Origin of the sequence: Neolewinella maritima, from assembly GCF_923081025.1 — a bacterium.
GTDB classification, from domain to species: Bacteria; Bacteroidota; Bacteroidia; order Chitinophagales; family Saprospiraceae; genus Neolewinella; species Neolewinella maritima.
Map to the genome: position 1 here is coordinate 20,863 of NZ_CAKLPZ010000005.1, position 26,024 is coordinate 46,886.

Here is a 26,024-nt window from a genome sequence, read left to right on the forward strand (position 1 = left end):
GAATGTGTAGTCTTGCCGGCGGGTGTATGCTGTTTATGCTCGTTTGCACATATAGTTACCTATGGTATTAAAATAAAAAACCGGCCCTGCTGGGGAGCAGGGCCGGTTTAAGGTGGTCACTATACCCGTGCGGCCGACGAGGGAAGCTAGCGCAACCTTCGGCGGACGACGGGCCATGCGCTAGGCAGAGCAGGCAATACAGTCCGGATCGTCCAGGCTACAGGTCTTGGCTACCTCGGCGGTCTGTGCCGCGCTGATCTCCTCGAAGCCGTTGGCACCCGTTGAAGACTTTGTTTGTTGGGGTGCTCCCCTCTCCTGTGGAGCGTCATCTGGGGTAGGGGCCCTAGATGTAAGCTTAGGGGAGAGGGAAACAGCGTTCGCTCCACTTTGCACCTGCGCACGCGCCCCCTGCTTGACCTGTCCGTCGCCTTCCTCGCCCTGCTTGACGAGTTGGTCCTTGTCGACGGTGAACTTGATGGCGTCGCGGGCGGCCTTGGTGCGCAGGTAGTACATGCCCGTCTTGAGGCCCTTCTGCCAGGCGTAGAAGTGCATGCTGGAGAGCTTGCCGAAGTTGACGTTCTCGACGAAGAGGTTCATGGACTGGCTCTGGCAGACGAAGGCGCCGCGGTCGGCCGCCATGTCGATGACGATCTTCTGGCTGATCTCCCAGACGGTCTTGTACAGCTCGCGCAGGTGCTGGGGGATGTCCTCGAACTCCTGGATGGAGCCATTGGACTGCATGAGGCGGTTGCGCATCTGGTTGTCCCACAGGCCCAGACCGATGAGGTCCTTGAGCAGGTGCTGGTTGATGACGACGAACTCACCGGACAGCGTACGCCGGGTGTACATATTGGAGCTGTAGGGCTCGAAGCACTCGTTGTTGCCCAGGATCTGACTGGTCGATGCGGTGGGCATCGGAGCTACGAGCAGGCTGTTGCGCATGCCGTGCTCGGCCAGGTCCTTTTTGAGACCGGCCCAGTCCCAGCGGTCGGAGGGAGTGACGCCCCAGAGGTCGAACTGCAGTTCGCCCTTGCTGGCCGGTGAGCCGGGGTAGGACTGGTAGTGGCCGTCCTTCTTGGCCAGGGCGATGGATTCGGTACAGGCGGCGAAGTAGATCGCCTCGAAGATGTCCTTATTGAGCTGCCGGGCCTCGGGGGAGTCGAAGGGCAGGCGCAGCATGATGAAGGCGTCAGCTAGTCCCTGCACACCCAGTCCGATGGGCCGGTGGCGCATGTTGGAGTTGCGGGCCTGTTCGATGGGGTAGTAATTGCGGTCGATGACCTTATTCAGGTTGCGGGTCACCACGCGGGTGATCTGCACGAGCCGGTCGAGGTCGTAGCCGCTGCCGTCCGCCTTGACGTACTTGGGTAGGGCCAGGCTGGCGAGGTTACACACGGCTACCTCGTCTGCGCTGGTGTACTCCATGATCTCGGTACAGAGGTTGGAGCTGCGGATCGTACCCAGGTTCTGCTGGTTGCTCTTCTTATTGGCGGCGTCCTTATAGAGGATGTAGGGCGTGCCGGTCTCGATCTGGCTGTCGAGGATGGCGAACCACAGGTCCTGCGCCTTGACGGTCTTGACCGCGCGGCCTTCGGATTCATACTTATGGTACAGCGCTTCGAACTCACCGGAGTGTACGTCGAACAGACCCGAGCACTCGCCCGGATCGAACAGGCTCCAGTCGCCCCCATCCTTGACGCGCTGCATGAACAGGTCGTTCATCCACAGGGCGTAGAACAGGTCGCGGGCGCGCATCTCTTCCTTGCCGTGGTTCTTCTTCAGGTCCAGGAACTCGAAGATGTCGGCATGCCAGGGCTCCAGGTAGACGGCGAAGGCGCCCTTGCGCTTTCCACCGCCCTGGTCTACGTAGCGGGCCGTGTCGTTGAACACCTTCAGCATCGGTACGATACCGTTGCTCGTGCCGCCAGTGCCCTTGATGTAGCTGCCCGTGGCGCGGATGTTGTGAATGCTGAGTCCGATCCCACCGGCCGATTGGCTGATGCGGGCGCAGCGGCGCAGGGTCTCGAAGATGCCCTCGATGCTGTCGTCGGTCATGCTGAGCAGGAAGCAGGAGCTCATCTGCGGCTTCGGCGTACCGGAGTTAAACAGCGTAGGCGTGGCGTGAATGAACCACTTCTCGCTCATCAGCTGGTAGGTCTCGATGGCCGCATCGATGTCTTCCTGGTGGATGCCCACCGCGACGCGCATCAGCATGTGCTGGGGCCGCTCGACCACCGCACCGTCGCGCCGCATGAGGTAGCTGCGCTCCAGCGTCTTGTAGCCGAAGTAGTCGAACTCGAAGTCGCGGTCGTAGATGATCGCCGCATCCAGCGTCCGCGCATTATCACGGATCACCTGCATGGTCTCCTCGCCGATGAGTCCGGCCGCGTCGCCCGTCTTGGGGTCGACGTAGTTGTACAGTCCCTCCATGGTGGCGGAGAAGGACTTGTCGGTTTCCTTATGGAGGTTACTGATCGCGATGCGCGCGGCTAGCTGGGCGTAGTCGGGGTGTACGGTCGACATCGAGGCCGCCGTTTCCGCCGCCAGATTATCGAGTTCGATGGTTGTGACGCCGTTGTACAGGCCCTGAATGACCTTTTTACTGACGTCGATATGGTCGACAAAATTTTCGTCCAGCCCGTAGCAGAGCTTTTTAATGCGGGCGGTGATCTTGTCGAAGGAGACGTCTTCCTGAGCGCCTGAACGTTTTATTACTTGCATGAGTGAGGTATTTTCCCTCTCCCCCGGCCCCTCTCCGGGGGAGAGGGGAGCGGCTTCGAGGAGGTCTTTTATTTCATTACTATGTGCTGCTTTACCGGCCTGAGCCGTGCGGCAGCGTCACCCCTCCCCCTTGGGGAGGGGCCGGGGGAGAGGAATCTAAAAGTCCTCATCCAGCGAGAACACCTGCTTGTCCCGATCCGAGGTCACGCCGGCCTTCTGGTACTCGCCTACGCGCTTTTCGAAGAAGTTGGTCTTGCCCTGCAGGTTGATCATGTCCATCCACGGGAAGGGATTTTCGACGTTCCAGACCTTGTCCTGCTTGAGCTCTACGAGCAGGCGGTCGGCCACGTACTCGATGTACTGGCACATCATGTCGGAGTTCATGCCGATGAGGTTGACGGGCAGGGAGTCCGAGACGAACTCCTTTTCGATCGCTACGGCGTCCTTGATGATGCCGGTGACTACGCCCTCTTCCAGCTTATTGACGATGTGGTCGTTGTAGAGCAGGCAGGCGAAGTCGCAGTGCATACCCTCGTCGCGGCTGATGAGCTCGTTGCTGAAGGTGAGGCCGGGCATGAGGCCGCGCTTCTTGAGCCAGAAGATGGAGCAGAAGCTGCCCGAAAAGAAGATACCCTCTACGGCGGCAAAGGCGACGATGCGCTCGGCGAAGCTGCCGTTGTCGATCCAGCGCAGGGCCCATTCGGCCTTCTTCTGCACGCAGGGCATGGTCTCGATCGCGTTGAATAAGTGGTCTTTCTCGGCTGGATCGCTGATGTAGGTATCGATCAGCAGCGAGTAGGTTTCGGAGTGGATGTTCTCCATCATGATCTGGAAGCCGTAGAAGAACTTGGCTTCGGTGTACTGCACTTCGGCCACGAAGTTCTCGGCCAGGTTCTCGTTGACGATGCCGTCCGAGGCGGCAAAGAAGGCCAGCACGTGCTTGACGAAGTAGCGCTCGTTGTCGGTCAGCTTGTTGTTCCAGTCGTTGAGGTCGGCCGAGAGGTCTACTTCCTCGGCGGTCCAGAAGCAGGCCTCGTTGTCCTTGTAGTAGCGCCAGATATCATCGTGCACGATGGGGAAAAGGACGAAGCGGTTGGGGTTTTCAACCAGGATGGGTTCGAGATTGGCGGTCATACTGTAAGGGTGTTGAACGGCAGCTAATGCACTGCGAAGGATTAGGAGGGAGCGACGGAGAGCCGTTCTCCACCCCGCAACAGGAATGGAAAAGCGGCGTAAACCGTACGTTTAATTCGTGGTCAGTTAACTAAGGCGGCCTCCGGGTGGAGGAAGCCGCCTCAGCCTAAGTGGTATCAGCAAGCCGGAGCTTCCCGGGGGTTTCCAGCGTTTTGTTGGATTCCCTCGTATAATGCCCAAGATAGGGACCCTAGTACCGCACGTTTTACCCTATTTCTCCACATCATGTGGATAACATTTATTAATCAACTGATTATCAGCCATTTAAAAATATAGTCTATTTTATCCACATTGTGGATAACCTTTTTCACAATGTGGAAAACGATAGGGGTTTTCCACAGAAAAGTGGTGGAAACGCAGCTTTTGCGCGGTCGCGGGTGCAGGGTGGGTGGGGAAAACCACTATTTTTTGGATACGGAGCTACCCAAAAAAAGGCCGGGAGCCGCACTGACGTGCGCCTCCCGGCAGGTACCAATTCAGCCTTATAAAAAACCAAGGGTTCAGTAGATAACACCCATAGTGTATCGATTTATACCCCGGTACGCGGATAGGTTACCGCTCCCGCTAACCTTTTTGCCCCCACGTGTTATGTACGCTATGGATATCCGCTTCGTACCCCAGGCCGAACTCGACAAGCAGCTCTACAACAGCTGCGTACACTTTGCTACCAACGGCAGTCTGTACGGCTACGACTGGTACCTCAACGCCACGGCCAAGGAGTGGGACCTGCTCGTAGAGGGCGACAACTACGTCTCGGCCATGCCCCTGCCGAAGACCAAAAACTGGCTCGGCCGCACCCAGCTCACCCAGCCCGGACTCATCCCCGACCTGGCTGTATACAGCGTCAAGCCCCTCAGCCCCAAACGTATCCAGGCCTTCTGGGACGCTATCCCGCAAGACTACCGCGGCGGCACCCTCACCGTGGAGCCCGCCAGTGTCCCCAAAGACAGTGGCCGCTTCACCATCACCCAGGCGGCCGGTGACGCCCTGTTCCTCAACAAGCCCTACGAGGAGATCACCGATGACTTCCCGGCCAGCTACTACGAGCGCATGGCCCGCTCCGAACAGGCCGATCTGCTACCCGCCTCCAACCTGAAGCCCGAGGCGGTGGCCGACTTCTGGCTCGCCGTCCACGGCAAAACGGCCGACAACGAGTGGACCTACCACGCCATGCAGCGCATCATGTACCAGATCCTCCACCGCAGCTGGGGCAGCGCCCAGGGTATCCAGTCGCGCGACGGCGAGCTACTCGCCGTATCCTTCAACGCCTACAGCCACAACCGCATCTTCCCCCTCTTCCAGGCCGAGAGCCAATCCGGCGCGGCCGCCGGTGCCATGACCCTGCTGGCAGATACACTGCTGCGCAGTCATGCGGAACGGAATTTGAAGTTAGACCGACGCTTCGCGATCGGGTAGACCGCTCGCTTGCGCGTTCGGGAATAGACCGCTTCGCGGGTTGAGCTGCCGCATGTCTCGTCTGCCGGTCGACCCCTGCCCCGCAGGGTCTACGCTCGCCCTGGCGAGTCTACCCGCTTTAGCGGTCTAAGCCGGCAAAGCCGGTCTAATTTATCTATTATTGTCTTTTCTAAGCTAAGTATCCTCCGCATGACTGACCACCAGAACACCAAAATCGTAGCCACCGTAGGCCCCGCCTGCAATTCGTACGAAGGGCTCGGTGACCTGATCGAAGCCGGCGTCGATGTATTTCGTCTAAATTTCAGCCACGGCAATCATGCGGATCACAAGCAGGTGGTGGACCATGTGGTCAAGCTGAATAAGGAAAAAGGCAGCCACGTGAGCTTATTGGCCGACCTGCAGGGACCCAAGCTGCGCGTAGGCAAAATGGAGGGCGAGGGACTGGAACTGGAGCAGGGACAGATCGTCACTTTCACCAACACCGAGTGCATCGGCAACGCCGAGCGGGTGTACATGAGTTACCCCCAGTTTGCGCAGGACGTTACCGTCGGCGAGCGGGTACTGGTAGACGACGGCACGTTGGTCTTCGAGGTAGTCGACACCAACGGCCAGGATACGGTCCGGCTGAAGGCGCTCTACGCCGGTACCCTAAAGTCGAATAAGGGGGTCAACCTGCCCAATACCAAGATCAGCCTGCCCAGCCTCACCGAAAAGGACCTGGAAGACCTGGCCTATATCCTCACAATCCCCGAGATCAACTGGATCGCCTTGAGCTTCGTGCGGCAGGCTAAGGACTGTAAGGAACTACGGCAGCACATCGACCGGGCCGGCCACCAGGCCAAGATCATTTCCAAGATCGAGAAGCCCGAGGCCATCGAGAACATCGACAAGATCATCAAACACTCCAATGGCATCATGGTGGCCCGTGGCGATCTGGGTATCGAAATGCCCATGGAACGGTTGCCCTTGATCCAGAAGGAGATCATTAAGAAGTGCATCCAGCGGGCCCGCCCCGTCATCGTGGCTACCCAGATGATGGACTCCATGATCACCAACCCCGGCCCCACCCGCGCCGAGGTCACCGACGTAGCCAACGCCGTGCTCGACGGCACCGACGCGGTCATGCTCAGCGGCGAGACCAGCGTAGGTCGCCACCCCACCCTGGTCGTGAAGTGGATGAACAGCATCATCGACGAGGCCGAGAAGGTCTACGAGATCGGCACCAAGCGCCCAAAGGCGAATGCGAAGAGCGGCACGTTCGTAAGTGACGTCATCACCTCAGCCGCCGCCTGGGCCGCCCAGAACGTCGGCGCCCGCGCCATCACCGGTATGACCCGCACCGGCTACACGGCCTTCAAGCTGTCGAGCTTCCGCCCCTCCTCCAAGATCTACATCTTCAGCGACCTGCCCGATATCCTTAACACCCTCAACCTCTGCTGGGGCGTACGGGGCTACTACTACGACGGCTTCAAGAGCACGGACGACACCGTCAAGGACGTCACCAACATCCTCAAGGAAAACGGCCACGTCCAACCCGGCGACATGATCGTCAACACCGGTAGCATGCCCCTGGAGAAGCGCGGCCGCGTCAACATGATGAAGATCACGGAGGTGGAGTAGTTCTGTAGCGTTGTGGTCTTATAGTTCTGTAGGGCCGCGTGGTAGGTGTGGGCGGGGCCGCAGGTGCAGTGCACACTACCCGCCTACAGAACTAAACTACACCACCACCCGCAAGCGTTACCGGTACACTACCCGCCCGATCGCTATGCGTACCCTGCTTCTACTGCTACTTCTCAGTTCCGTACTGCCCGGCCAGGGTGAGGTCAGTGAGCTACAGGTCAAACGGGAAGCACAGTTCATCGAGGCCAAACGCGAAGCACTCCTCGGCAAGACCGACCAGGCTATTCTTCTCTTCCGTACCCTCCTGGAGGCCGAGCCGCAGAACGATGCCATCCTCTTTGAGCTGGCCCGACTGGAGCATGCCGCCGGCAACAGCGGGGCTGCGATCGACGCCCTGCGCCAGGCCTACGCCGCCCGGCCCAGTGAGGTATACGCCGCCTTTCTGGCTGCCCTCTATCAGTCGTCTGGCCGCTACCAGGATGGGGCTGAGCTCTACGCCACCCTCATCAAGCAGAACCCCGCGGCCGCCGAGAACTACCTCGAACGGGCCGCCTTCCAGGTGCGCGACCAGGACATTAAGGGAGCCCTCAAGACCTACGAGGAGCTCGAGGCCCGCAACGGCATCAACCCCGAAGTGAGCCGCCGCAAGCACGCCCTCTACCTCGGCAGCGGAGACACCAAGCGGGCGGAGCGCGAGCTCGTCGCACTGGTCGACGCTTTCCCCCGCCAGATCAGCTACCGCCACTTGCTGGCCGGCTACTACGCCAGTCAGGGCGACGATAAGGCAGCCCAACGGGTATACGAGGAGATCCTGGCCATAGAGCCGGCCGACGTGCGCGCCCAGCTAGCCCTGCAGGACGCCGGTCCGCGCAGCAGCGGCAGCGACGCCGACGATAGCGCGCTGCTGAGCGTGCTGACCCGCACCGACGTAGATCTCGACCTCAAGATCGGCAAGCTCCTACCGATGGTCCAGCAAGTAGCCAGCACCGGCGACCGCGCCCTGGCCGACCGTGTCCTGGCCCTCACCGCCGAACTACGCCGCGTACACCCCGATGCCGCCAAGGCCACCGCCATCGAGGGCGACCTGTACTACCACTCCGGCCGCCTCGCCGAAGCCGCCGAAGCCTACCGTAGTACGCTGGCGCTGGACGATACGGTTTACCCCGTCTGGGAGCAACTCCTGGCCACGCTCTACCTCGACAACCAGTCCGTCGAGCTGCGCAAATACGCCGAGCAGGCCCTCGACGTATTCCCCAACCGACCCTCGATCTACGTACACTACGCACTGGGGGAAGCCTTTCGGGGCGACTTCGACGAAGCGACCAGCCTGCTCCAGCAGGCGCAGCTAATGGTGAGCGGTAGCCCGGAGGCTAGCTCCGCACTGGAAGAGCTGGGCAAGGCCCTGGACCAACTAGCCGGCGGCAAGACAGAAAAACTGAACACCGCGCTATTGCCCGGTGGTCCCACCGCCCCCCTGGCCGTGTACCTCGATCAGCGCAGCAAGCCGGACACCGCAGCCCTCTCCGCTACCGATCACCCCGGCAACACCAACGCCCTGCTGCTGGAGTTGATGGGCGATGCCCAGAGTAGCGCTGGGAACAAAGCCGCCGCCGCCGACCTTTACCAGCGGGCGAAGGCCGCGGGGAGTAAGTCCCCCACCCTGACCCGCAAGATCGCTCAGCTCTAACCCGTCCCCTCCATGCGTTTATCCCTGCTGGCCCTCCTGGCCGTACTCCTGTTTGCCAACTGTAGCCGAAAAACTACAGGGGCGGTAACGGACGGCACGAAGGCCCCTACGGGTAAGCTTCGTCTGGCACAGGTCCTGCGCACCATCGACGACAACCGCAGCGCCCCGGAGTGGATGGACGCCAAGGCCAGGGTCGACCTGGACAGCGAGAAGCTCAACATCGGTGGCACAGCCTACATCCGCCTGCACCGCGACGAGGCCATCTGGATGAGCGTCAAGAAGTTCGGCTTCGAGGGAGCCCGCGCACTGATCCGTCCGGACTCTTTCTTCCTCTACAACCGGCTGGAGGGCGAGTACATCGCCGAACCCCTGAGCTACATCGAGGAGAAGTACAAGATCCCCGCCCGCTTCGACCTGCTGCAGGAGATCTTCTTCGGCAACGCCGTCTTTCTCACCGACGACCTGGAGATCGGCCGGGCCGACGACGGCGCCATCCGGCTCACTGGGCGCAGCAGGGAGTTTGCTACCCAGTACTACATCGACCCCGTCACCTACCGCCCGCAACTGATGGAGCTGCAGGAGCTGGGGCAGGACCGTAGCCTGAGCGTCATGAACACTGACTACAGCGAGATCGAGGGGGTCCGCCAGACCTTCCCCCGCGGTAGACTGGTAGCCGTGGACGGCGGCAAGGAGGGCACCGCCCGCATGGAGATGGAGTTTACGGACGTGAGCTTTTCCGGACCGGTAGCTATGCCCTTTGAAATGCGGTAAGCCGAGGCGTAAGTGGTCTGGCATATAAAAGGTCGAGTGGCCTCCGGTCCGAGTGCACGTCAGCGTCCTCGGTCTCCGCAATGATATATTGCACGCCATGACCTACCGCCCCACCCTTTTCGCCTGCTTGTGTCTCCTAGCATTCGGCTGCGACCAAGCCCCCTCCTCCACGTCCACCGCACCGGCGAACGCGCCCATTGATTCTACTACGATCGACCGGCACATTGCGGAGTTGGCTGACGACCGCTACGGTGGGCGACTGCCCTTTAGTCCCGGCGAAGCACTCACGCTGGATTACCTGGAAAAAGAACTGCGCGCCCTGGGTCTGGAGCCTAGCAATGGCGACAGCTACCGACAGGAAGTGCCGATGGTGGAACTGACCGGTCACCCCGATGAGACCATCCGCCTGGATATGCCCGGGGGACGGGTCGACTGGACGGTGAGCAAAGACTATATGACCTTTAGCGAGCGGGGGGAGGCGGAAACCAGCCTGACCGACAGCGAGCTGGTCTTCGTGGGCTTCGGTATCGTAGCCCCGGGGTACGGCTGGGACGACTACGCGGGCGTGGACGTAAAGGGTAAGACCGTCGTAGTGATGGTCAACGACCCGGGCTACTACCTGGAGGATTCTACGCAGTTTAAGGGTAAGACGATGACCTACTACGGGCGCTATACCTATAAGTATGAGGAAGCGGCGCGGCAGGGCGCGGCGGGCTGCCTGGTCATCCACGAGACCGGTGCGGCGGGCTACCCCTGGTTCGTGGTGCAGAGCAGCTGGTCGGGGGCGCGGCTCACCCTGCCCGACGACGGACAGCCCAAGCTCGACGTAGCCGGCTGGATCACCCTGAACGCGGCGCGGGAGTTGTTCACGAACTCCGGGGTGGATGACATAAAGTGGTTCGAGGCGGCTACGCAGGCCGACTTCGAGCCCATCGACCTGGGTGCGAGTCTGACCACCACGGTGCGCAACGATCTGCGGCGCGACAAGAGCTACAACATCATTGCGCGGCTGCCCGGCGGTAGTCGGCCCGACGAGAACGTCACCTACACCGCCCACTGGGATCACATCGGCGTAGGCCCGATCGTAGACGGCGACAGCATCTACAACGGCGCGCTCGACAACGCCAGCGGCACGGCGCAGCTGCTAGCCATCGCCGAGGCCTACACCGAACTGCCCGAACCGCCGGCCCGCTCGGTGGTGTTTCTGTTCGTTACGGCCGAGGAGCAGGGGCTGTTCGGTAGTGCGTACTACGTGGCTAACCCGGTCTTTCCGCTAGACCAGACGGTGGCTAACATCAATATCGACGGGATCAATCCGAGCGGTCCGGCCGCTGACCTGACCATCACCGGCATGGGCCACAGCGAAATGGATGAGCTGGCCGAGCGCATCGCCGAGGGGCAGGGGCGCTACGTGCAGGGCGGACAGGAACCGGAGAAGGGCTACTTCTACCGCTCCGATCACTTCAACTTTGCTAAGTCGGGCGTGCCCGTCCTGTACGCCAAGGGCGGCTACGAGCACCAGACCCTGGGCAAGGCCTACGCCAAGGAGCAAAAAGACGCCTTCGTCGCCACCCGTTACCACCAGCCGGCGGACGAGTACCGGTCCGGCGACTGGCCGCTGGCCGGCGCGGTGCAGGACGGCGAGCTACTCTTCCTAATCGGCCTCGAGCTAGCCAGTGGAGAGACCTGGCCGAAGTGGCGCGAGAACTCCGAGTTCTACGTAGCCCGCCGCTAGGGTGTGGCTGGGGTGTGCGCCTCCCGCAGTTCTTCCTCCAGCGTAGGCTCGATCACCAGCCGCACCGAGCGGTTGTAGGTGATGTAGTTGCCTACCCAGCTGAGGAAGGTGAACAGGCGGTTGCGGAAGCCAATGAGGTAGAAGATGTGGACCACCGCCCAGATGAACCAGGCCGGGAAGCCGTTGAGGTGGATGCCTCCGGGCAGGTCGGCTACGGCGCGGTTGCGACCGATGATGGCCAGGTTACCCTTGTCGAAGTACTCAAAGGGCTGCGTCTCCTTGTTTTTCGCCAAGGCATTGAAGTTCTTGGCCAGCCGCTGTCCCATCTGGATCGCTACCTGGGCCACGCCGGGGTGCCCCTGGAGCCACTTATCGCTGGTGAGGTAGGCGACATCACCGATGGCGTACACGTTCTGGTATTCCCGCACGCGCATGTGGTCGTCGATAAGGTAGTGGCCCTTCTCGGCGCTCTTATCGCTTAGTCCCTCGATGACCTCACCAGTCACGCCGGCACCCCAGATGACGGTATGTGTATGCAGCGTACTACCGTCCTTGAAGGTAGCCGTGCGGCCGTCGTAGTCGGCGATGAGCTTACCGAACCAGAGCTCGATATTCATCTCCTCCAGGTTGCGCAGCGCATCGTCACTGGACTTATCCGAGAACTGCGCCAGCAACTGATCACCGCCTTCGACCAGGATGAAGCGGAGGTGATCGGTGTCCGTATCGGGGTAGTCGCGCTGCAGCACGTGGCGGCGCAGTTCACTCAGGGCACCGGCCAGTTCTACACCGCTCGGTCCGCCGCCCACGATCACGAAGGTCATCAGGCTACTGCGCTCGGCGGGGTCATCGGTCAGGTCGGCCCGCTCCAGCGTTTGGAACAGGTGGTGCCGCAGTTGGCGGGCCTGGGGCACGGTCTTCAGGGGCAGGGCGTGGGCGGCTAGCTTATCGTTACCGAAGAAGTTCGCCCGGGTACCCGTGGCCAGTACGAGCTGATCGTAGTGGATAGAGCCGGCCTCGGTCAGCACTTCCTGCGCACCGTCGTCGATGCCGCGCACCCGCAGCATACGGAAGTGAAAATCCTTCTTGCTGCGGAACGACTTACGCAGTGCGCCGCAGATATCGGGTGCGTCGAGTCCGGCCGTAGCCACCTGATACAGCAGCGGCGCGAAGGTGTGGTAATTGTACTGGTCGAGCAGCACCACCTGGTAGTGCCGCGTATCGAGGGCGTGTACGAAGTTGAGTCCCCCGAACCCGCCGCCGATCACTACGATGCGCGGCTTTCCCTGGGGGGCGGGGAGGTTCAGTGCATCCATATCTTTATAACGGCGGGCGGGGCCGCAGGTGCGGTAGAACTACCGTCCGCTGTACCTTAGCTCACTACCTCACCACCTCACTCCCCCTTGTCCCTACTAGACGCCCCCTACCGCTACACCACCCTCCAGAAAACGCTGCTGGCCGTGGCGGGCCTACTGGTCTTCCTCCTGGCCTGGTGGGCCCTGGCGGAGCAGCTCTCGATCCAGCAGCCGGTGGGCAGCTTCGAGACCCGCCTGCCGTCTAGCCTGTCGACGGACTCTACCGAGCTGGCGCAGCGCGACAGCATCATCCGGGCCGATAGCATCGCCTACGCGAATGCCACGGAATTCAAGAAGGTGTACCCCCTGCTGCCGCCGCCGGGCAGGGTGTTTGCCAGTTTTGGGGAGCTGGTGAATCCGCCGCCGCGCTCGATCAATAAGGGGCTGTTCGCCAATGCGGGGATCTCGATCTGGCGCAACCTACAGGGCTACTTCTGGGCGGTGTTCTTTAGTTTATTGATCGGTATACCGATCGCGGTGAGTCCGCTGGCCCGGGCCATGTTCAGCCGGCAGATCGATACGCTCCGCTACGTACCGCTGACGGCCCTGACGCCGCTCTTCCTCATCGCCTTCGACAGCTCGGAGTCCGAAGCCCTCAAAGTGAGCTTCCTGGCCTTCGGTATCCTAGTGTACCTGCTGCCGGTGGTGATGCAGCGGCTTTGGGAGACTGAAGATGTATACCTCAAGACGGCCTTTACCCTGGGGGCTACGGACTGGCAGCTCATCAAGTCGGTCTACCTGCCCAGCGTACTCAGCAAGCTCATCGATGACATCCGCGTGCTGACGGCCATCAGCTGGACCTACATCATCATCGCCGAGAGCATCAACCGCGACGACGGCCTGGGCTCCATGCTCTACATTCTGGCCCGGCAGGGCAACATCGCCGGCGCCTACGCCGTGCTCATCTTCATCGTGATAATCGGTTACCTGCAGGATCAGCTGTTCGCCTATATGAACCTGCGCCTGTTTCCCTACAAGGACCTCAAGATGCGCCGTACCGGACTCAACGAGGTCAAGACCGGCTTCCAGGTCATCTTGGGTGCCGTGATGGTCTACCTCCTCTTCGGTCTGCTGATCGGCACGTCTGCTATCCTCGGCCTGATCGTGATCCTGATCTGCGCCGCCGCCGCCCTGCTGATCGTCTACGGGGAGATCAAGCTGCGCTCCTCCAGCGCTCCGGAAACCATCACCGCCCCCGCGCCCCCGCCTCCCACACCTCCGACGAAGGCCTAACTCACCCCCTCACCCTCCCCCTACATGCCAGACTTTTTCGACACCTTCCTGGATAACATCATCGAGCTACGCGGTATCCGGCAGAGCTACGATGGGGGCAAGAGCTACATCATCGAGGGGCTGGACTTCCTGGTGGAGGACAAGCCGGCGCAGGGACAGTTCGTCGTTATCCTGGGGGCATCAGGGGCGGGCAAGAGCACCGTGCTGCGCTACATCGCCGGCCTGCAGCGACCTACGGAGGGTACGGTACTGGTGAAGGGCCAACCGGTCGACGAAGCCCCGCGGGTGGGCATGGTGTTCCAGCAGTATAGCAGTCTGCCGTGGCGGACGGTCCTGGAAAACGTAGCCCTGCCGCTGGAATACCAGGGCGTAGCTAAGGCCGAACGCCTGGCCCGCGCCGAAGAGCTGATCGAGCTGGTGGGCCTGCGCGGACACGAGCAGAAATTCGCCCAGTATCCTACCCTCTCCGGCGGACAACTCCAGCGGGTAGCCATCGCACGCAGTCTCATTGCCAATCCGGACGTATTACTCATGGACGAGCCCTTCGGCGCCCTCGACATCGATACCCGCCTGCAGATGCAGGACCTGCTGATGGACATCTGGCACCGCATCCACCCCACCGTCATTTTCGTAACCCACGATATTTCCGAGGCTGTCTACCTGGCCGACGATGTGTACATGATGAAGCCCGCTCCGAGCCGCTTCACCGAGCACGTCCACATCGATCTGCCCCTGCGGCGCAACCGGGAAACTAAGCGTACGGACCGCTACGTCCAGCTGGTCCGGGAAGTAGAGGATCGCATGATCGCGATTACTTCGGGGCAGTAACGGTACGCAGCGATACCCTACACCCGCACCCCTGCGTGCACTACTTCGGCCAGATCCGGCAGCCACTGCACGTCCCGCTCCAGGCCATTGCCTACCACCAGCAGATCCGCGCCGGCACTGAGCGCCTTCCGCGCCTGCTCTACGCTTCGGATCCCGCCGCCGACGACGAGCGGTAGATCAACTTCTTCCCGCACTGCCCGGATCATGTCCGCCGCCACCGGATGCACCGCTCCACTGCCCGCGTCCAGATAAATGAGCTGTAGCCCGAGTTGCTCGCCGGCCAGAGCCGTGGCAGCCGCGATGGCAGGTTTGTCGGCCGGAATGGGCGTGGTGTTGCTCATGTAGGACACCGAAGTGGGCCGGCCCCCATCGATGAGCAGGTAACCGGTGGGGATGGTGCTCAGGCCCATCTGCTTGATGCGGCCGGCTACCGTGACGTGGTGCCCGATGAGGAGCTCCGGATTGCGGCCGGAGATGAGAGATAGGAGTAGCACGGCATCCGCGTGCTCGTCCAGCTGATAGACCGAGCCGGGGAAGAGCAGTACCGGTACGTCGGTGTGGGTCTTAAGGTAGCGCAGGTAATGGGCCGACTGGGGTTCATTGACCAAACTGCCCCCCCACAGGAAGTAGTCGATGCAGCCCGCGTCGGCGTACTGTCCGAGTTGCTCCAGCTTCTGGCGGTTGACCTTGTCGGGGTCGATGAGAACGGCCAGGAGCTTACGGCCGGCGTGGCGGGCTCGGGACAGGGCGGGAAGGATCATACGGTAAAGGTAGCCCGGCAGAAACACAAACGGCCTCCCCGCAGTGCGGGAAGGCCGTCGTAGTAGTGTATGTACCCAGAACAGGACTTGAACCTGCACGTCCGCAATGGACACCAGCCCCTCAAGCTGGCGTGTCTACCAATTTCACCACCTGGGTAGGAAGTTTGCTGTAGAAGCGGCTGCAAAAGTAAGTCGGATACTTGATATGTACAATGGATCGGGGTAGGAATTATCACCGCACCCGCCCCGCAACTATTGACTGCCTCACAAATTAATGTAGCTACAATGATCACGACTATGGAATTACTCGACGCCCTGCGCTGGCGCTACGCTACCAAACGATTCGACCCCAGTAAGAAAGTACAGCAGGACGACCTGCGTGCCCTCCTCGAAGCCGTCAACCTGAGCGCTTCTTCCTTCGGCCTACAGCACTACCGGATCGTAGTAGTGGAAGACCCTGAAACCAAGCAGGCACTACGCGCCGCCAGCTACGACCAGGCCCAACTCACGGAAAGCTCCCACGTACTGGTGCTGGCCGCCAAGACCGATATGACGCCCGCCTACGTAGACGATTACATGCAGCGAATGGCCGACACCCGCGGCCTGCCCGTAGATCAGGTGCAGGGCTTCGGTGAGTACATCAAGGGGACCCTTACGGATAAGTCGACCGACTTCATCATCGCGTGGAATAAGCGACAGGCCTACACCGGTCTGGGCACCCTGCTGGCCGCCGCGGCCGAGCTACGCATCGATAGCTGCCCCATGGAGGGCTTCCAGCCGGAGGAGTACGACCGTATCCTGGGACTGACCGAGCGCGGCCTCACGGCCACCGTGATCGCCCCCATCGGCTACCGCGCCGCCGAGGATGCTACCCAGACGCATAAAAAGGTGCGGCTGCCCCTGGATGAGATGGTGATCACCGTCTAGTCGTAAAACTGGATCTCGCGTTCGCCGGTCGACTTGAGGTAGCCACGGTACATACCGGGGGTATTGAAGGGCATGGCGATGTTGCCCCGTGCATCCATGGCGATCAGGCCGCCGGTGCCGCCCTTCTCGACGAGCGTTTGGTTAATGATGGCATCGGCAGCTTCCTGCACCGTAGCGCCGCCGTAGGCCATGCGCGCGTGCACGTCGTAGGCCACCGCGTAGCGAATGAAGTACTCACCCCAGCCGGTGCAGCTCACCCCACAGGTGGCGTTGTCGGCGTAGGTGCCGGCACCGATCAGGGGGCTGTCGCCGAGGCGGTTGTAGCGTTTGTTGGTCATGCCCCCGGTGCTGGTGCCGGCGGTCAGGTTGCCGTCCCGATCGAGGGCCACGCAGCCCACCGTGCCGTGCTTCTTATCCACGTCTACCTGCTCCTGCTCCACCTTTTCCCCCGCGATGGCGCGCTGTAGGGCGGAGTAGCGCGCTTCGGTGAAGAAGTACTTGGGATCGACCACCTCCAGTCCCTGCTCGGTAGCAAAATCGTTAGCCCCCTTGCCGGACAGCAGCACGTGTTCCGACTGCTCCAGCACGGCCCGCGCGGCACTGATGGGGTGCTTGATGGTGGTGAGCCCACCGACGGCTCCGGCGTTCTGGTCCCGACCGGTCATGAAGCTGGCGTCCATCTCGTTGATGCCCGCATTGGTGAAGACGGCCCCTCGGCCGGCGTTGAAGTAGGGGCTGTCTTCAAGCACCCAGATGACGCGCTCTACGGCATCGGCGCTGCTGCCGCCGGCCTTCAGAATGGCCTCGCCGGCGTCCATGGCCTCGTTCATCGCGGCGGTGATGGCGGCGGCCCGCTCGTCCGTCATATCTTCCTTCAGGATAGTACCGGCTCCGCCGTGGATGACCAGGGCGTAGTCCACAGCGGCAGAATCGGAGGGCGGGGTCACGGGTGCGGAGGATTGGTCGGGGGAGGCGGTATCCTGTCCACAGGATAGTAGTAGGACGACTAGGAGGGAGAGTAGGTACTGCATGAACGTAGCTTGGTGCGTGGTGATCCCGCTAAGTTAGGACGCTGGCAGCGAGCTACCCGATCAGTCGTGCGCGTGCCGCTGCTTGAGGGCGTCCTCGCGCAGGCGGCGCAGGAAGGGACTGGCGAAGATGAAGTCCTGTAGTACGGCTTCTTCGCTTTCCAGTACCTGCGATTTATCCCCCTGCCAGACCAGGTGACCATCCTTGAGCAGCACGATGTTGTCGCCGATACCCATGACCGAGTTCATGTCGTGGGTATTGATGACGGTGGTGATATTGTTCCGGTTGGTCAGGTCGCAGATGAGCTCGTCGATAAGGATGGCCGTCTTGGGGTCCAGCCCGGAGTTCGGCTCGTCACAGAACAGGTACTTGGGCTCCAGGACCATGGCCCGGGCGATCCCTACGCGCTTCTGCATACCGCCGGATACCTCGGAGGGGAAGCGATCGTTGATGCCCTCCATATTGACCATTTCGAGGCACTCGTCGACCCGTTTTTCCTTTTCACCGAGGGTGCGGTTGGTGAACATATCCATGGGGAAGCGGATATTCTCGCCTACGGTCATGGAGTCAAATAGCGCGTTGCCCTGAAAGAGCATACCGAGCTTCATACGCACCTCACGCAGGGCGTCGTCGTCAACGGAGAACAGATCGACATCATCATAGTACACCTTACCGGAGGTAGGCTTGAATAGGCCGATGAGCAGCTTGAGCAGCACGGTCTTACCCGCACCCGAGCTGCCGATGATGAGGTTGGGCTTGCCGGCATAGAATTCCGTGCTGATGCCCTTGAGCACATCGTTGTCCCCGAAGGTCTTGGTAATGTTTTCCGTACGGATCATGGGGAGTGCTTAGGTAAGCAGGAGGGCGATGAGAAAATCGAATACCAGGATAAGTACGCTGCTGACGACCACGGCGTTGGTGCTGGCCTCACCGAGCTCGATACTGCCCCCCTTAGCGTAGTACCCCATGTAGCAGCTTACCGAAGTGATCAGGTACGCAAACACGGCCGCCTTGACGAACATCATAAATACGTAGCGGGGTACGAAAAAGGACCGCAGACCCAGTACGTACTCCGTATGCGAGAGCGAGCCGGGCAGTACCGTAGAGACGTAGCCTCCTACAATACTCACGAAGGCGGCAATGGCTACCAGCATGGGTATGACCACCACAGCGGCAATGATCTTGGGCATGATCAGGTAGGCCGCGGTATTGACCCCCATGATCTCCATGGCGTCGATGTGCTCCTTCTGCCGCATGCCGCCGATCTCGGCCGCCAGGTTGGAGCCGACCTTGCCGGCCAGAACCAGACAGGTGATGGTGGGGGCCATCTCGATAATGGTGATATCGCGCACGATGTAGCCGATGTAGTAGCTGGGCACGAAGCTATCCCCGAGCTGATCGACGAACTGCACCGCCGTCACCATACCGATGAAGACCGAAATGAGCAGGACGATGAAAACCGACCCCACACCGATAGCGTCCATTTGCCGCATCGTCTCCTTGTAGTACATCGAGAACTTCTCCGGCCGGGCGATGGCGTCGCGCAGCAGGTTGACGTAGCGACCCAGATTGTAAAGCATTTTGTCAACGACCATACGGGCGGGTGGGGTTCAGGGTTCGTGGTGTAACGTTGTGGTCCGCGGATAGGTTTGCATGCGCTTAGCGGCCCGGCACCCACTCCAGAGCCCCGGCATCGGGCCGGTCGGTATCGCGCGGCGTATCCTCCAGATCGCGGGGTAGCTCCGGCAGGAAGACACCCAGATCACGGGCCACACTGAGGCTATCGAGGTGAAAGTCCTCCTCGCGCAGGTCGAAGAAGAGCGGATCGTCGAAGGTCAGGTTGTAGCAACCCTGACAGATGGTTTCGTAGAAATTGGGGTCGCCCTCTCGACCGGCAATAAAGAACTTCTCATCAGTACGTACTACTGAGTTTTCAATGCGCACATCAAAGAACGAAGGGTTAGTACCGTTGAGCGAGTCGGCAAGAATCAACTCGTTACTAGTAAAACCAGCTAGGATACTATTTCGAACCCGAACCGTAAGTGGCGAAGGATCACATTCTTCAGCAACGCAAAGGGGGATGTCGTTGACCAATGATAGCGCGACATTATCACCTCCCCCGTAATTAGCCAGGGTGGTGTGATCTAACACGAGCTTACCACCCTTCACTACCTGTACGGAATTACCTGAGGATGAATGAAAAAGGCTATTGCGAACCTCCACATTTGCTTGGTAAGTAGATAGAGAAGGTCCCGACGTAAATGCAATTACTGTATTGTCGATGGTCACCTCCGCCAAGCTATCTGCGATGACGCCAGCGGCGGCATTGTTGATCTCGGCGTACTCGATGCGATTGTTGGTGCTCAGGGGACCAAAGATGAGCCCCTGGTAAGCTCCCCGAGATTTTTCAAAGCCTTCCTCCAGGCGGTCGGTAGCCAAAATAACCGGTTCGTCGGCCGTGCCAAGCAACTGTAGACTTCCCCCCGGCAGGGTATAGATGAAGCCGTCAATGTATGCACCGCCACCGGCAATGATGGGGTTATTGCGCTGGATGCCACCGTAGAAATATACCCGCGAGCCCGCCAGTACCTGCACCGTACAACTGTCAATAAAAAGCGAGCCGTAGATCACCGTGGGCAGATCGGCCGGCAACGCCACCGTACCGCCTGAACAGCTCAGTAAAAAGGATTGCCCCCGACCAAAGCCATTCAGGTAGTTCGCATTCTGTCCGTAGGCCTGTAGGACCACGGATTCCTGCACGTTGCCCGTCTCAAAGACCAGTAGGTCTTCGGCGATAAAGGGGCTTACTTCCTCGGGTACGGAGGGATCTACCTCCGCCTCCACGAAGACGAAGATGCTGTCCTTGCCCCAGATCACTACGTCGCGGGCTTCGGGGCCCATGGTGCCGTCGATATTGAAGGTGAAAGTCACGCCGGTCATCCCCTGTACGGCGACCCGGTCGATCCTGACCGGCTCGCTGGCGTCGTTGTATACCTTGAAGAGCTGGGTGGCGCTGCCCCGTGCGGTGAATACCGTATCGAAGCTTACGGTATCTACTTCGAAGCGGAGCCGGACGGCATCACCGGTGACGAAATCGCGGTCGGGGTCACAGGCGGTGATCAGGCACAGCAGCAGGCCAAGGAATAGGGTAAGGCGCATAGACGGTAGTGAGCTCAAAGCTAAGAACTAAGAAGGGCGGCCGGCTATTGCCTGACCTCGGTACCCGGCCAGTGACCAGACTGTATGGTCGCCAAAATGCCCGGCCGGCGGCCGTTCCCGATGAGTACGGGAATACCGTGGCGGGCGGTTTCAGCGGCGATGCGCAGTTTGGTCGCCATGCCACCGCGGCCGCCGCTGGTCCGGCGTTCCTGCACGTGGGCGGCTACGGTCTGGTCTGCCGCCTTCACCCGAGGAATCAGGCGGCTCTGCGGATCGTCGGGCGCGCCGTCGTAGAGCCCCTCCACGCTACTCAGGATCACCAGGGCTTCGACCCCTAGCATGCGGGCGACGAGGCCGGCCAGTTCGTCGTTGTCGGTAAACATAAGCTCGGTGACGGCCACTACGTCGTTCTCGTTCACCACGGGGACCACCTCGTCGCGCAGCAGGGCACCGAAGCAGTTGAGCATATTATCGTAGTGCAGATCGTCGCGGAAGTCCCCCTTCGTAGCCAGCACCTGGGCGCAGAGGAGTCCGTGACCGGCGAAGAGCTGGCGGTACAGCTCCATAAGCCGCACCTGACCGATGGCGGAGTACACCTGCCGCTGGGCTACGGCGCCATCGTCGGGCCGCCCGGGCAGCAGTTCGCGGCCCGCCCCTACCGCTCCGGAGGAGATCAGCACGAGCTCCACGCCGGCGGCCTTGAGGGCGGCGATCTGATCCACCAGGCTACTGATGCTGGTGATATCGAGCCGGCCGTCCGGACGGGTCAGCACGTTGGTACCTACCTTAATGACGATGCGGGTGTACATCGTGCAAACTTAGCACACCGCCCGCTACCTTTACCCTGCACCCGCGTCCCCGCCCGCCTGATCGGTGAAGTACCCCCAGTAATGTCCAGCCCTACTTTCTGTCTTCGTCCCGTCTGGCTGCTGCTGGCCTGGGTACTGCTGAATCTGCTGCAGGCCGGACTCACCCCCGTAGACCCCGACGAGACCTACTACTGGATGTACGCCGGCCGGCTTGACTGGGGCTACTTCGATCACCCCCCGGCAGTAGCCCTGGTGGTGGCCCTGGGACGCGACTGGCTGCCGGGTGCACTGGGGCTGCGGCTGGGTACCGTACTGGTGAGCGCGGCTACCGTGACGGCGGTGTACCAGTTACTCGACCGGCCGCAGGGGCGCGATCTGCTACTAGCTGCGGCGCTGCTGTTCGCCCAGCCCTTCCTACAGGTGTATGGTTTCATAGCCACGCCGGACGGACCGCTATTACTATTTACAGCCCTGTACCTGCTGGCCTTCCGGCGGTTTTTGCGGCAGCCGGACTGGGGTAGCAGTCTGGTTTGGGGCCTCACGATGGCCGGCGTGCTGTACACGAAGTACCACGGGGTGCTGCTGATCGCCTTTACGGTGCTGCCGCACATGCTGTACCTACTGCGCCAACCTGCCGCCTGGCTGGCGGTGGTGACCGGGGCGCTACTGTACGTACCCCACCTGTACTGGCAAGTGGTGCACGACTACCCCTCCTTCCGCTACCACCTACGGGGGCGCGACGATGCCTACCAGCTCAAGTACACGGTGCAGTACGTAGCGAACCAGCTGCTGATCTTCAGTCCTTTTCTACTGTATCACTACGGGCGGGCCTTCGTGCAGAGCCGGCCGGCGGACCGCTTCGTGCGCAGCTGCCGCTGGCTGATCGTGGGCCTGCTGCTGTTCTTCCTGGCCAGCACCTCCAAGGGGGGAACGGAGGCGCACTGGACGGCCCTGCTCAGCATACCCCTGGTGTACCTGACCTATACCGCCGCCCGACAGTGGTCGCCCGCCAGCCGGCGCATGCTGCTGCGGTTATGCTGGATCACCGGCGCGCTGCTGCTGATCGGTCGGCTGGCCCTGATGGCTCCGCGTGAGTGGCTCCCCTTCCCCAAGCCCTTCGACAACGCACCCTGGGTGGAGCGGCTACAGCAACTGACGGGAGAGCAACCGGTGATCGTAGAGAACAGCTACCGCATCTCCTCGCTGTACGAGTTTTATAGCGGCCGGCCGGCCTGGACCTTTACCGACGTAGCCTACCGCAATAACCAGTACGGACTCTGGGACCGTGATACCGCCTACCAGGGCCGCACCGTCTGGCTACTCGGACAGGGCAACTGGGATAGTCCTACGGCGCAGGATTTTGTACCCGCCAAAGGCATGATGCGCTTGCAGCAAGTGGAGGACTTTCAGCTCGCCTGGCGGGTAGAACTCCTGCCGGAGGTAGACCTACCGCAGACCGTGCGCACCGGTCAGCCCTTTCCGGTGCGGATATTGGCCCGGGCACCCTTCCCGCTGCGGCTCGAAAGTGAGCTGCCCCTGGAGCTGTACGCCATCCTCTGGTACCCGGACGGGGAGAAGGTATTCTGGAAGCTCGGTCCGCTGGAGACCGCTACCCTGCCGGCAGATACCGTGACCCCGCTCTACACCGGTACGGTCACCATACCCCCGGGCACTGCTCCGGGCGAGGTACAGTTGGCCTTCGGACTGGCCTACCGGGGCATGCCGCCGCTGCGGGACCAGAGCGTGTCCCTCCCCCTACGTCTGGACTAGTCCGAAGGGGGTGCGGGTACTGCCTGACCGCCGCGTCTCGTCCCAGATCAGGCGGTTGGCAGCTACCATACCGGGGGTGACGTAGCCGCGATCGTGATCCAGGTGCAGGCACACGGCGGCGTAGCGGATCTGTACGGGGTGGAGGCCTGCGTTGAGGAGCCGGTCCCCAAACTCGCGGTCCTCGCCCCCGTACTTCATGCGGGTGTCGAAGCCGTTGGCGTCCAGGACGTGCCGGGTCCAGGTGCTGGCGTTGTGGCCGTTCCAACTGGGCCGGGTGGGGGTCAGGCGATTGAGCAGGCGCGCGGCCCGGGGCGACTGGATGAGCTTGAGGTCTTTGATGGAGGTGGGCTTGCCCCGTCGGCGCAGCCAGCCGGCAGTGAAGCAGCGCTGACTGGCTACATCGGCCTGCGTAAGCTGCTCGCTCAGGGAACGGGGAAGTTTATAGTAGCCGCCCGACAGGAAGCTATTGGGGCGGCGCAGGCGCAGGTGCGTAGCGACAAAATCTTGACGGGGTATACAGTCGCCGTCGGTAAATACGAGGTAGTCCGCCCGTGCCGCGGCGATGGCTTTATTGAGGATCTCCGTTTTGCGGAAGCCGGCATCCTCGTGCCATACCCACTGGATATCCAGGGCGGAAGACTTCCGATACCGCTCGATGAACTGGCGGGTTTCGCTACCGGAGCCGTCGTCGGCGATGATGAGCTCGAAGTCGGTCCGCGTCTGCACCTCGAAGCCCCAGAGCACTTTTTCTAGCCAGGCCGGACTGTTGTAGGTGGACACGATGACGGAGGCCTGCGGCATACGGCAAAGGTAGCGGTCGGGTCACTACCAGCTGTGGTGCAGGCTCAGCTGCACCTGGGGTTTGGCATAGGCTACGATGCGCTGCCGCATGTAGCCCAGCTGCACCCGCAGATTATCGCGCAGGCCGTAGCCGAGGGCCGCGTACGAGCGGTTGCGGTCGAAGAACTGCACCGTGCGGCCGTTCCCGATGCTGGTCTGTCCGTTGATGAACAGCTCGTTGTAGAGTGCGAGGTAGAGGGTGTTGCGTTCCAGCTCGGTATTATTGAGCAGCACGTTGACGAAGATATTGTAGCGGTAGCGGGTCCGGAAGTCCTGCCCCTCCACCCAGCGCTGCTCGTAGCGGAAGCGGTGGGTCAGGCGGACGCGGTCGCTGATCCGCTGCGGCAGCAGCGCCTCCTGGTACACGCGGCTCTCGCCACTGGTGGCATCGCTGTCTCCGAAGGTACCGCTGGTGATATTGGCGTAGCCCAGGGTGAGGAGCACTTGCGTTTCCTGCGGGCGGTAGGTGAGCCCGCCGCGCAGTAGTAGTTGTTCCAGGTCGCCGCCGGCGTTCCAGGACCGGTACTGTACATCGCCCTGTACGCCCAGGGGTCCACTGCCGAGGGGGGCGGTGAAGAAGTACATGTACCAGGCGCCGAGCTGGTCCTCATCGACGGACGTCTGGGCCGCAGTGGACGAGCTAATAATAAACAGCAGTAAAAGTGGGAAAAGTCGAAGCATAGATCCGTGCATACGTAAGGGAATCATACACGGGGGCATACCATATGTTTAGCCGCTCTACCTTTGCGGCCCTTCTTATGTCCGTACGCCTCCCCCGTCTGCCGCCCTTCTGGTTCTTTCTGCTGCTGGCCGTGGCGTTGCGCTGGGGTAGCTTTTTTGTCTCGGTGATCGACCACGACGAGAGCACTTACATCGTCATCGCCGACGAGCTGCTGCGCGGCAAGGTCTACCTGCGCGACGTGGTCGACACTAAGCCCATCGGCATCTTCTGGATCTACGCGCTCCTGAACACCATCACCGGCGGCAGCATCCCCCTGCTGCGGCTGGCCACTACGGTGGCGGTAGCCCTGGGTTCCTGGGGCCTGTTCGTCGCCAATCTGCGCGCTATGGGCGACCGCACGGCGGGTTACGTAGCCGGGGTGCTGTACGTGCTCATGTGCAGCATCTACGCCCACTACGGCATGGCCCCCAATACGGAGCACTACTTCAACGCACTCACGATCTGGGCCGTAGCCATCAGCGTAGCCGCCCCCCGCAAGCGCTGGGGCTGGGCGGGACTCCTGCTGGGCCTGGCCTTCATCATCAAACCCTTCGCGGCGGCCGAGGCCGGTGCCGTGGGGCTCTTCCTGGTATGGCACTACCGCAATAACCTGCGCCGGATGATCGGTCAGGGGCTACTCCTCGTGGGTACCTGGGCGCTGCCCGTAGCCGGTGTAGTGGCCTACTACTGGCAGCTCGACCTGCTGCCGGCACTCTACTTCTACAGCGTGGAAGTGGCCGGGGCCTACCCCATCGAGCTACCCTGGTACCTGCGCCTGAAGTACATGGGTGATTACCTGCTGCGCTACAGTCCGTTCATCCTTGCGGGCGGGGCCGCGCTGGTGCGTGGGTCGTTCAGCAAGGGGCAGATCCAGTGGCTCGCCTACCTCCTCCTGCACTTCGTACTGGTCACCTTCGTGATCCTGATCACGGGCAAGCGCTACGGGCACTACCAGGTACAACTACACCCCGTGGTGGCCCTGTGGGTGGGAGCTACGGCGGGGCTGCTGTGGCGGGAGGTGTGGCAACGGCGCGGTGTACTCATCGGGTTGGGGGCGGTGGTGCTGGGTATTGGATTGGCGTATGCGCTGTACTACGGGGCAAAGGAGGCCCGTCCGGAGGCGATCACGGCATACCTGCGTCCGCGGCTACAGCCCGGGGAGACCTTTTTTGCCATCAACGGCTTTCAGATCACCTACCACCTGCTCGACCGTCCGCTACCTACCCCCTACGCGCATCCTTCCCTGCTGTACTCGGCCCACCATGCGGCGGCGCTGGAGATTGACGAGCAGCGGGTGGCCCAGTCGATCATCGATAATCCCCGGGTGAAATACCTGGTGGGTGGTACCGACAAGGCCGGATCCGATACGCCACTGACGCGACGCCTACTCGAGCACTTCCGCGTAGCGGGCGATGTGGATGAGGAGGTACGGGTGTGGGTGCGTAAGTAAG

21 protein-coding genes and 1 tRNA gene are annotated in these 26,024 nt (G+C 61.4%); 10 read left to right on the plus strand and 12 right to left on the minus strand.

Going from position 1 to position 26,024, the window contains the following annotated elements; all coding sequences use genetic code 11:
* Window positions 1-180 precede the first annotated feature (180 nt).
* Window positions 181-2,721, minus strand: coding sequence for a ribonucleoside-diphosphate reductase subunit alpha (locus MJQ68_RS15940; protein ID WP_238752152.1), 2,541 nt, complete (start codon window positions 2,719-2,721; stop codon window positions 181-183).
* A gap of 156 nt (window positions 2,722-2,877) precedes the next feature.
* Entirely contained in the window at window positions 2,878-3,855 is a 978-nt protein-coding gene (locus tag MJQ68_RS15945; RefSeq protein ID WP_238752153.1) for a ribonucleotide-diphosphate reductase subunit beta, read from the minus strand.
* A gap of 657 nt (window positions 3,856-4,512) precedes the next feature.
* Between MJQ68_RS15945 and MJQ68_RS15950 the strand changes: the two genes are divergently transcribed.
* From MJQ68_RS15950 to MJQ68_RS15970, 5 genes are all read left to right on the plus strand, one after another.
* Window positions 4,513-5,331, plus strand: a complete 819-nt coding sequence (locus MJQ68_RS15950) for a hypothetical protein (protein ID WP_238752154.1) — start codon at window positions 4,513-4,515, stop codon at window positions 5,329-5,331.
* A 189-nt stretch (window positions 5,332-5,520) separates the two neighbouring features.
* Entirely contained in the window at window positions 5,521-6,951 is a 1,431-nt protein-coding gene (gene pyk / locus MJQ68_RS15955; RefSeq protein ID WP_238752155.1) for a pyruvate kinase, read from the plus strand.
* 145 nt (window positions 6,952-7,096) lie between these two features.
* A complete protein-coding gene (locus MJQ68_RS15960; protein WP_238752156.1) occupies window positions 7,097-8,638 on the plus strand; it encodes a tetratricopeptide repeat protein in 1,542 nt (513 codons plus the stop codon).
* A gap of 12 nt (window positions 8,639-8,650) precedes the next feature.
* The gene (locus MJQ68_RS15965) at window positions 8,651-9,409 is read left to right on the plus strand and encodes a DUF4292 domain-containing protein (protein WP_238752157.1); all 759 of its coding nucleotides are present in this window, start codon (window positions 8,651-8,653) and stop codon (window positions 9,407-9,409) included.
* A 97-nt stretch (window positions 9,410-9,506) separates the two neighbouring features.
* Window positions 9,507-11,144: a M28 family metallopeptidase gene (locus MJQ68_RS15970; protein ID WP_238752158.1), complete on the plus strand. Its 1,638-nt coding sequence runs from the start codon at window positions 9,507-9,509 to the stop codon at window positions 11,142-11,144.
* On the opposite strand, the gene MJQ68_RS15975 is transcribed toward MJQ68_RS15970, so the two are convergent.
* The gene (locus MJQ68_RS15975) at window positions 11,141-12,457 is read right to left on the minus strand and encodes an NAD(P)/FAD-dependent oxidoreductase (RefSeq protein WP_238752159.1); all 1,317 of its coding nucleotides are present in this window, start codon (window positions 12,455-12,457) and stop codon (window positions 11,141-11,143) included. The genes MJQ68_RS15970 and MJQ68_RS15975 overlap by 4 nt on opposite strands.
* 87 nt (window positions 12,458-12,544) lie before the next feature.
* On the opposite strand from MJQ68_RS15975, the gene MJQ68_RS15980 reads away from it, so the two are divergent.
* A complete protein-coding gene (locus tag MJQ68_RS15980; RefSeq protein WP_238752160.1) occupies window positions 12,545-13,729 on the plus strand; it encodes an ABC transporter permease in 1,185 nt (394 codons plus the stop codon).
* Between the two features lie 24 nt (window positions 13,730-13,753).
* Window positions 13,754-14,557 (plus strand): ABC transporter ATP-binding protein, encoded by an 804-nt coding sequence (locus MJQ68_RS15985; RefSeq protein WP_238752161.1) that lies wholly within the window; start codon window positions 13,754-13,756, stop codon window positions 14,555-14,557.
* Between the two features lie 17 nt (window positions 14,558-14,574).
* Here MJQ68_RS15985 and MJQ68_RS15990 read toward each other — a convergent pair whose 3' ends face one another.
* Both MJQ68_RS15990 and MJQ68_RS15995 read right to left on the minus strand, forming a co-directional pair.
* Window positions 14,575-15,318, minus strand: coding sequence for a geranylgeranylglyceryl/heptaprenylglyceryl phosphate synthase (locus MJQ68_RS15990; protein ID WP_238752162.1), 744 nt, complete (start codon window positions 15,316-15,318; stop codon window positions 14,575-14,577).
* A gap of 72 nt (window positions 15,319-15,390) precedes the next feature.
* Window positions 15,391-15,475, minus strand: a tRNA-Leu gene (locus MJQ68_RS15995).
* A gap of 140 nt (window positions 15,476-15,615) precedes the next feature.
* On the opposite strand from MJQ68_RS15995, the gene MJQ68_RS16000 reads away from it, so the two are divergent.
* Window positions 15,616-16,245, plus strand: a complete 630-nt coding sequence (locus tag MJQ68_RS16000; RefSeq protein WP_238752163.1) for an NAD(P)H-dependent oxidoreductase — start codon at window positions 15,616-15,618, stop codon at window positions 16,243-16,245.
* Here MJQ68_RS16000 and MJQ68_RS16005 read toward each other — a convergent pair.
* The 5 genes from MJQ68_RS16005 to proB all read right to left on the minus strand — a co-directional run bounded on the left by MJQ68_RS16005 (window position 16,242) and on the right by proB (window position 21,242).
* Window positions 16,242-17,276, minus strand: a complete 1,035-nt coding sequence (locus MJQ68_RS16005; protein WP_238752164.1) for an isoaspartyl peptidase/L-asparaginase family protein — start codon at window positions 17,274-17,276, stop codon at window positions 16,242-16,244. The two genes, MJQ68_RS16000 and MJQ68_RS16005, sit on opposite strands and share 4 nt — an antisense overlap.
* 60 nt (window positions 17,277-17,336) lie before the next feature.
* Window positions 17,337-18,113, minus strand: a complete 777-nt coding sequence (locus MJQ68_RS16010; protein ID WP_238752165.1) for an ABC transporter ATP-binding protein — start codon at window positions 18,111-18,113, stop codon at window positions 17,337-17,339.
* 9 nt (window positions 18,114-18,122) lie between these two features.
* Complete coding sequence (locus MJQ68_RS16015) at window positions 18,123-18,869, minus strand: MlaE family ABC transporter permease (protein WP_238752166.1); 747 nt, start codon at window positions 18,867-18,869, stop codon at window positions 18,123-18,125.
* Window positions 18,870-18,933: 64 nt separating this feature from the next.
* Complete coding sequence (locus MJQ68_RS16020; protein WP_238752167.1) at window positions 18,934-20,433, minus strand: right-handed parallel beta-helix repeat-containing protein; 1,500 nt, start codon at window positions 20,431-20,433, stop codon at window positions 18,934-18,936.
* A gap of 44 nt (window positions 20,434-20,477) precedes the next feature.
* Complete coding sequence (gene proB, locus MJQ68_RS16025) at window positions 20,478-21,242, minus strand: glutamate 5-kinase (protein ID WP_238752168.1); 765 nt, start codon at window positions 21,240-21,242, stop codon at window positions 20,478-20,480.
* 81 nt (window positions 21,243-21,323) lie between these two features.
* Between proB and MJQ68_RS16030 the strand changes: the two genes are divergently transcribed.
* Window positions 21,324-23,012 (plus strand): ArnT family glycosyltransferase, encoded by a 1,689-nt coding sequence (locus tag MJQ68_RS16030; RefSeq protein WP_238752169.1) that lies wholly within the window; start codon window positions 21,324-21,326, stop codon window positions 23,010-23,012.
* Here MJQ68_RS16030 and MJQ68_RS16035 read toward each other — a convergent pair.
* Both MJQ68_RS16035 and MJQ68_RS16040 read right to left on the minus strand, forming a co-directional pair.
* Window positions 22,998-23,813, minus strand: a complete 816-nt coding sequence (locus tag MJQ68_RS16035) for a glycosyltransferase family 2 protein (RefSeq protein ID WP_238752170.1) — start codon at window positions 23,811-23,813, stop codon at window positions 22,998-23,000. The two genes, MJQ68_RS16030 and MJQ68_RS16035, sit on opposite strands and share 15 nt — an antisense overlap.
* 24 nt (window positions 23,814-23,837) lie before the next feature.
* On the minus strand, window positions 23,838-24,533 hold the full coding sequence (locus MJQ68_RS16040) for a DUF2490 domain-containing protein (protein WP_238752171.1): 696 nt from the start codon (window positions 24,531-24,533) through the stop codon (window positions 23,838-23,840).
* A 77-nt stretch (window positions 24,534-24,610) separates the two neighbouring features.
* Between MJQ68_RS16040 and MJQ68_RS16045 the strand changes: the two genes are divergently transcribed.
* Window positions 24,611-26,023: an ArnT family glycosyltransferase gene (locus MJQ68_RS16045; protein ID WP_238752172.1), complete on the plus strand. Its 1,413-nt coding sequence runs from the start codon at window positions 24,611-24,613 to the stop codon at window positions 26,021-26,023.
* Window position 26,024: the final 1 nt, after the last annotated feature.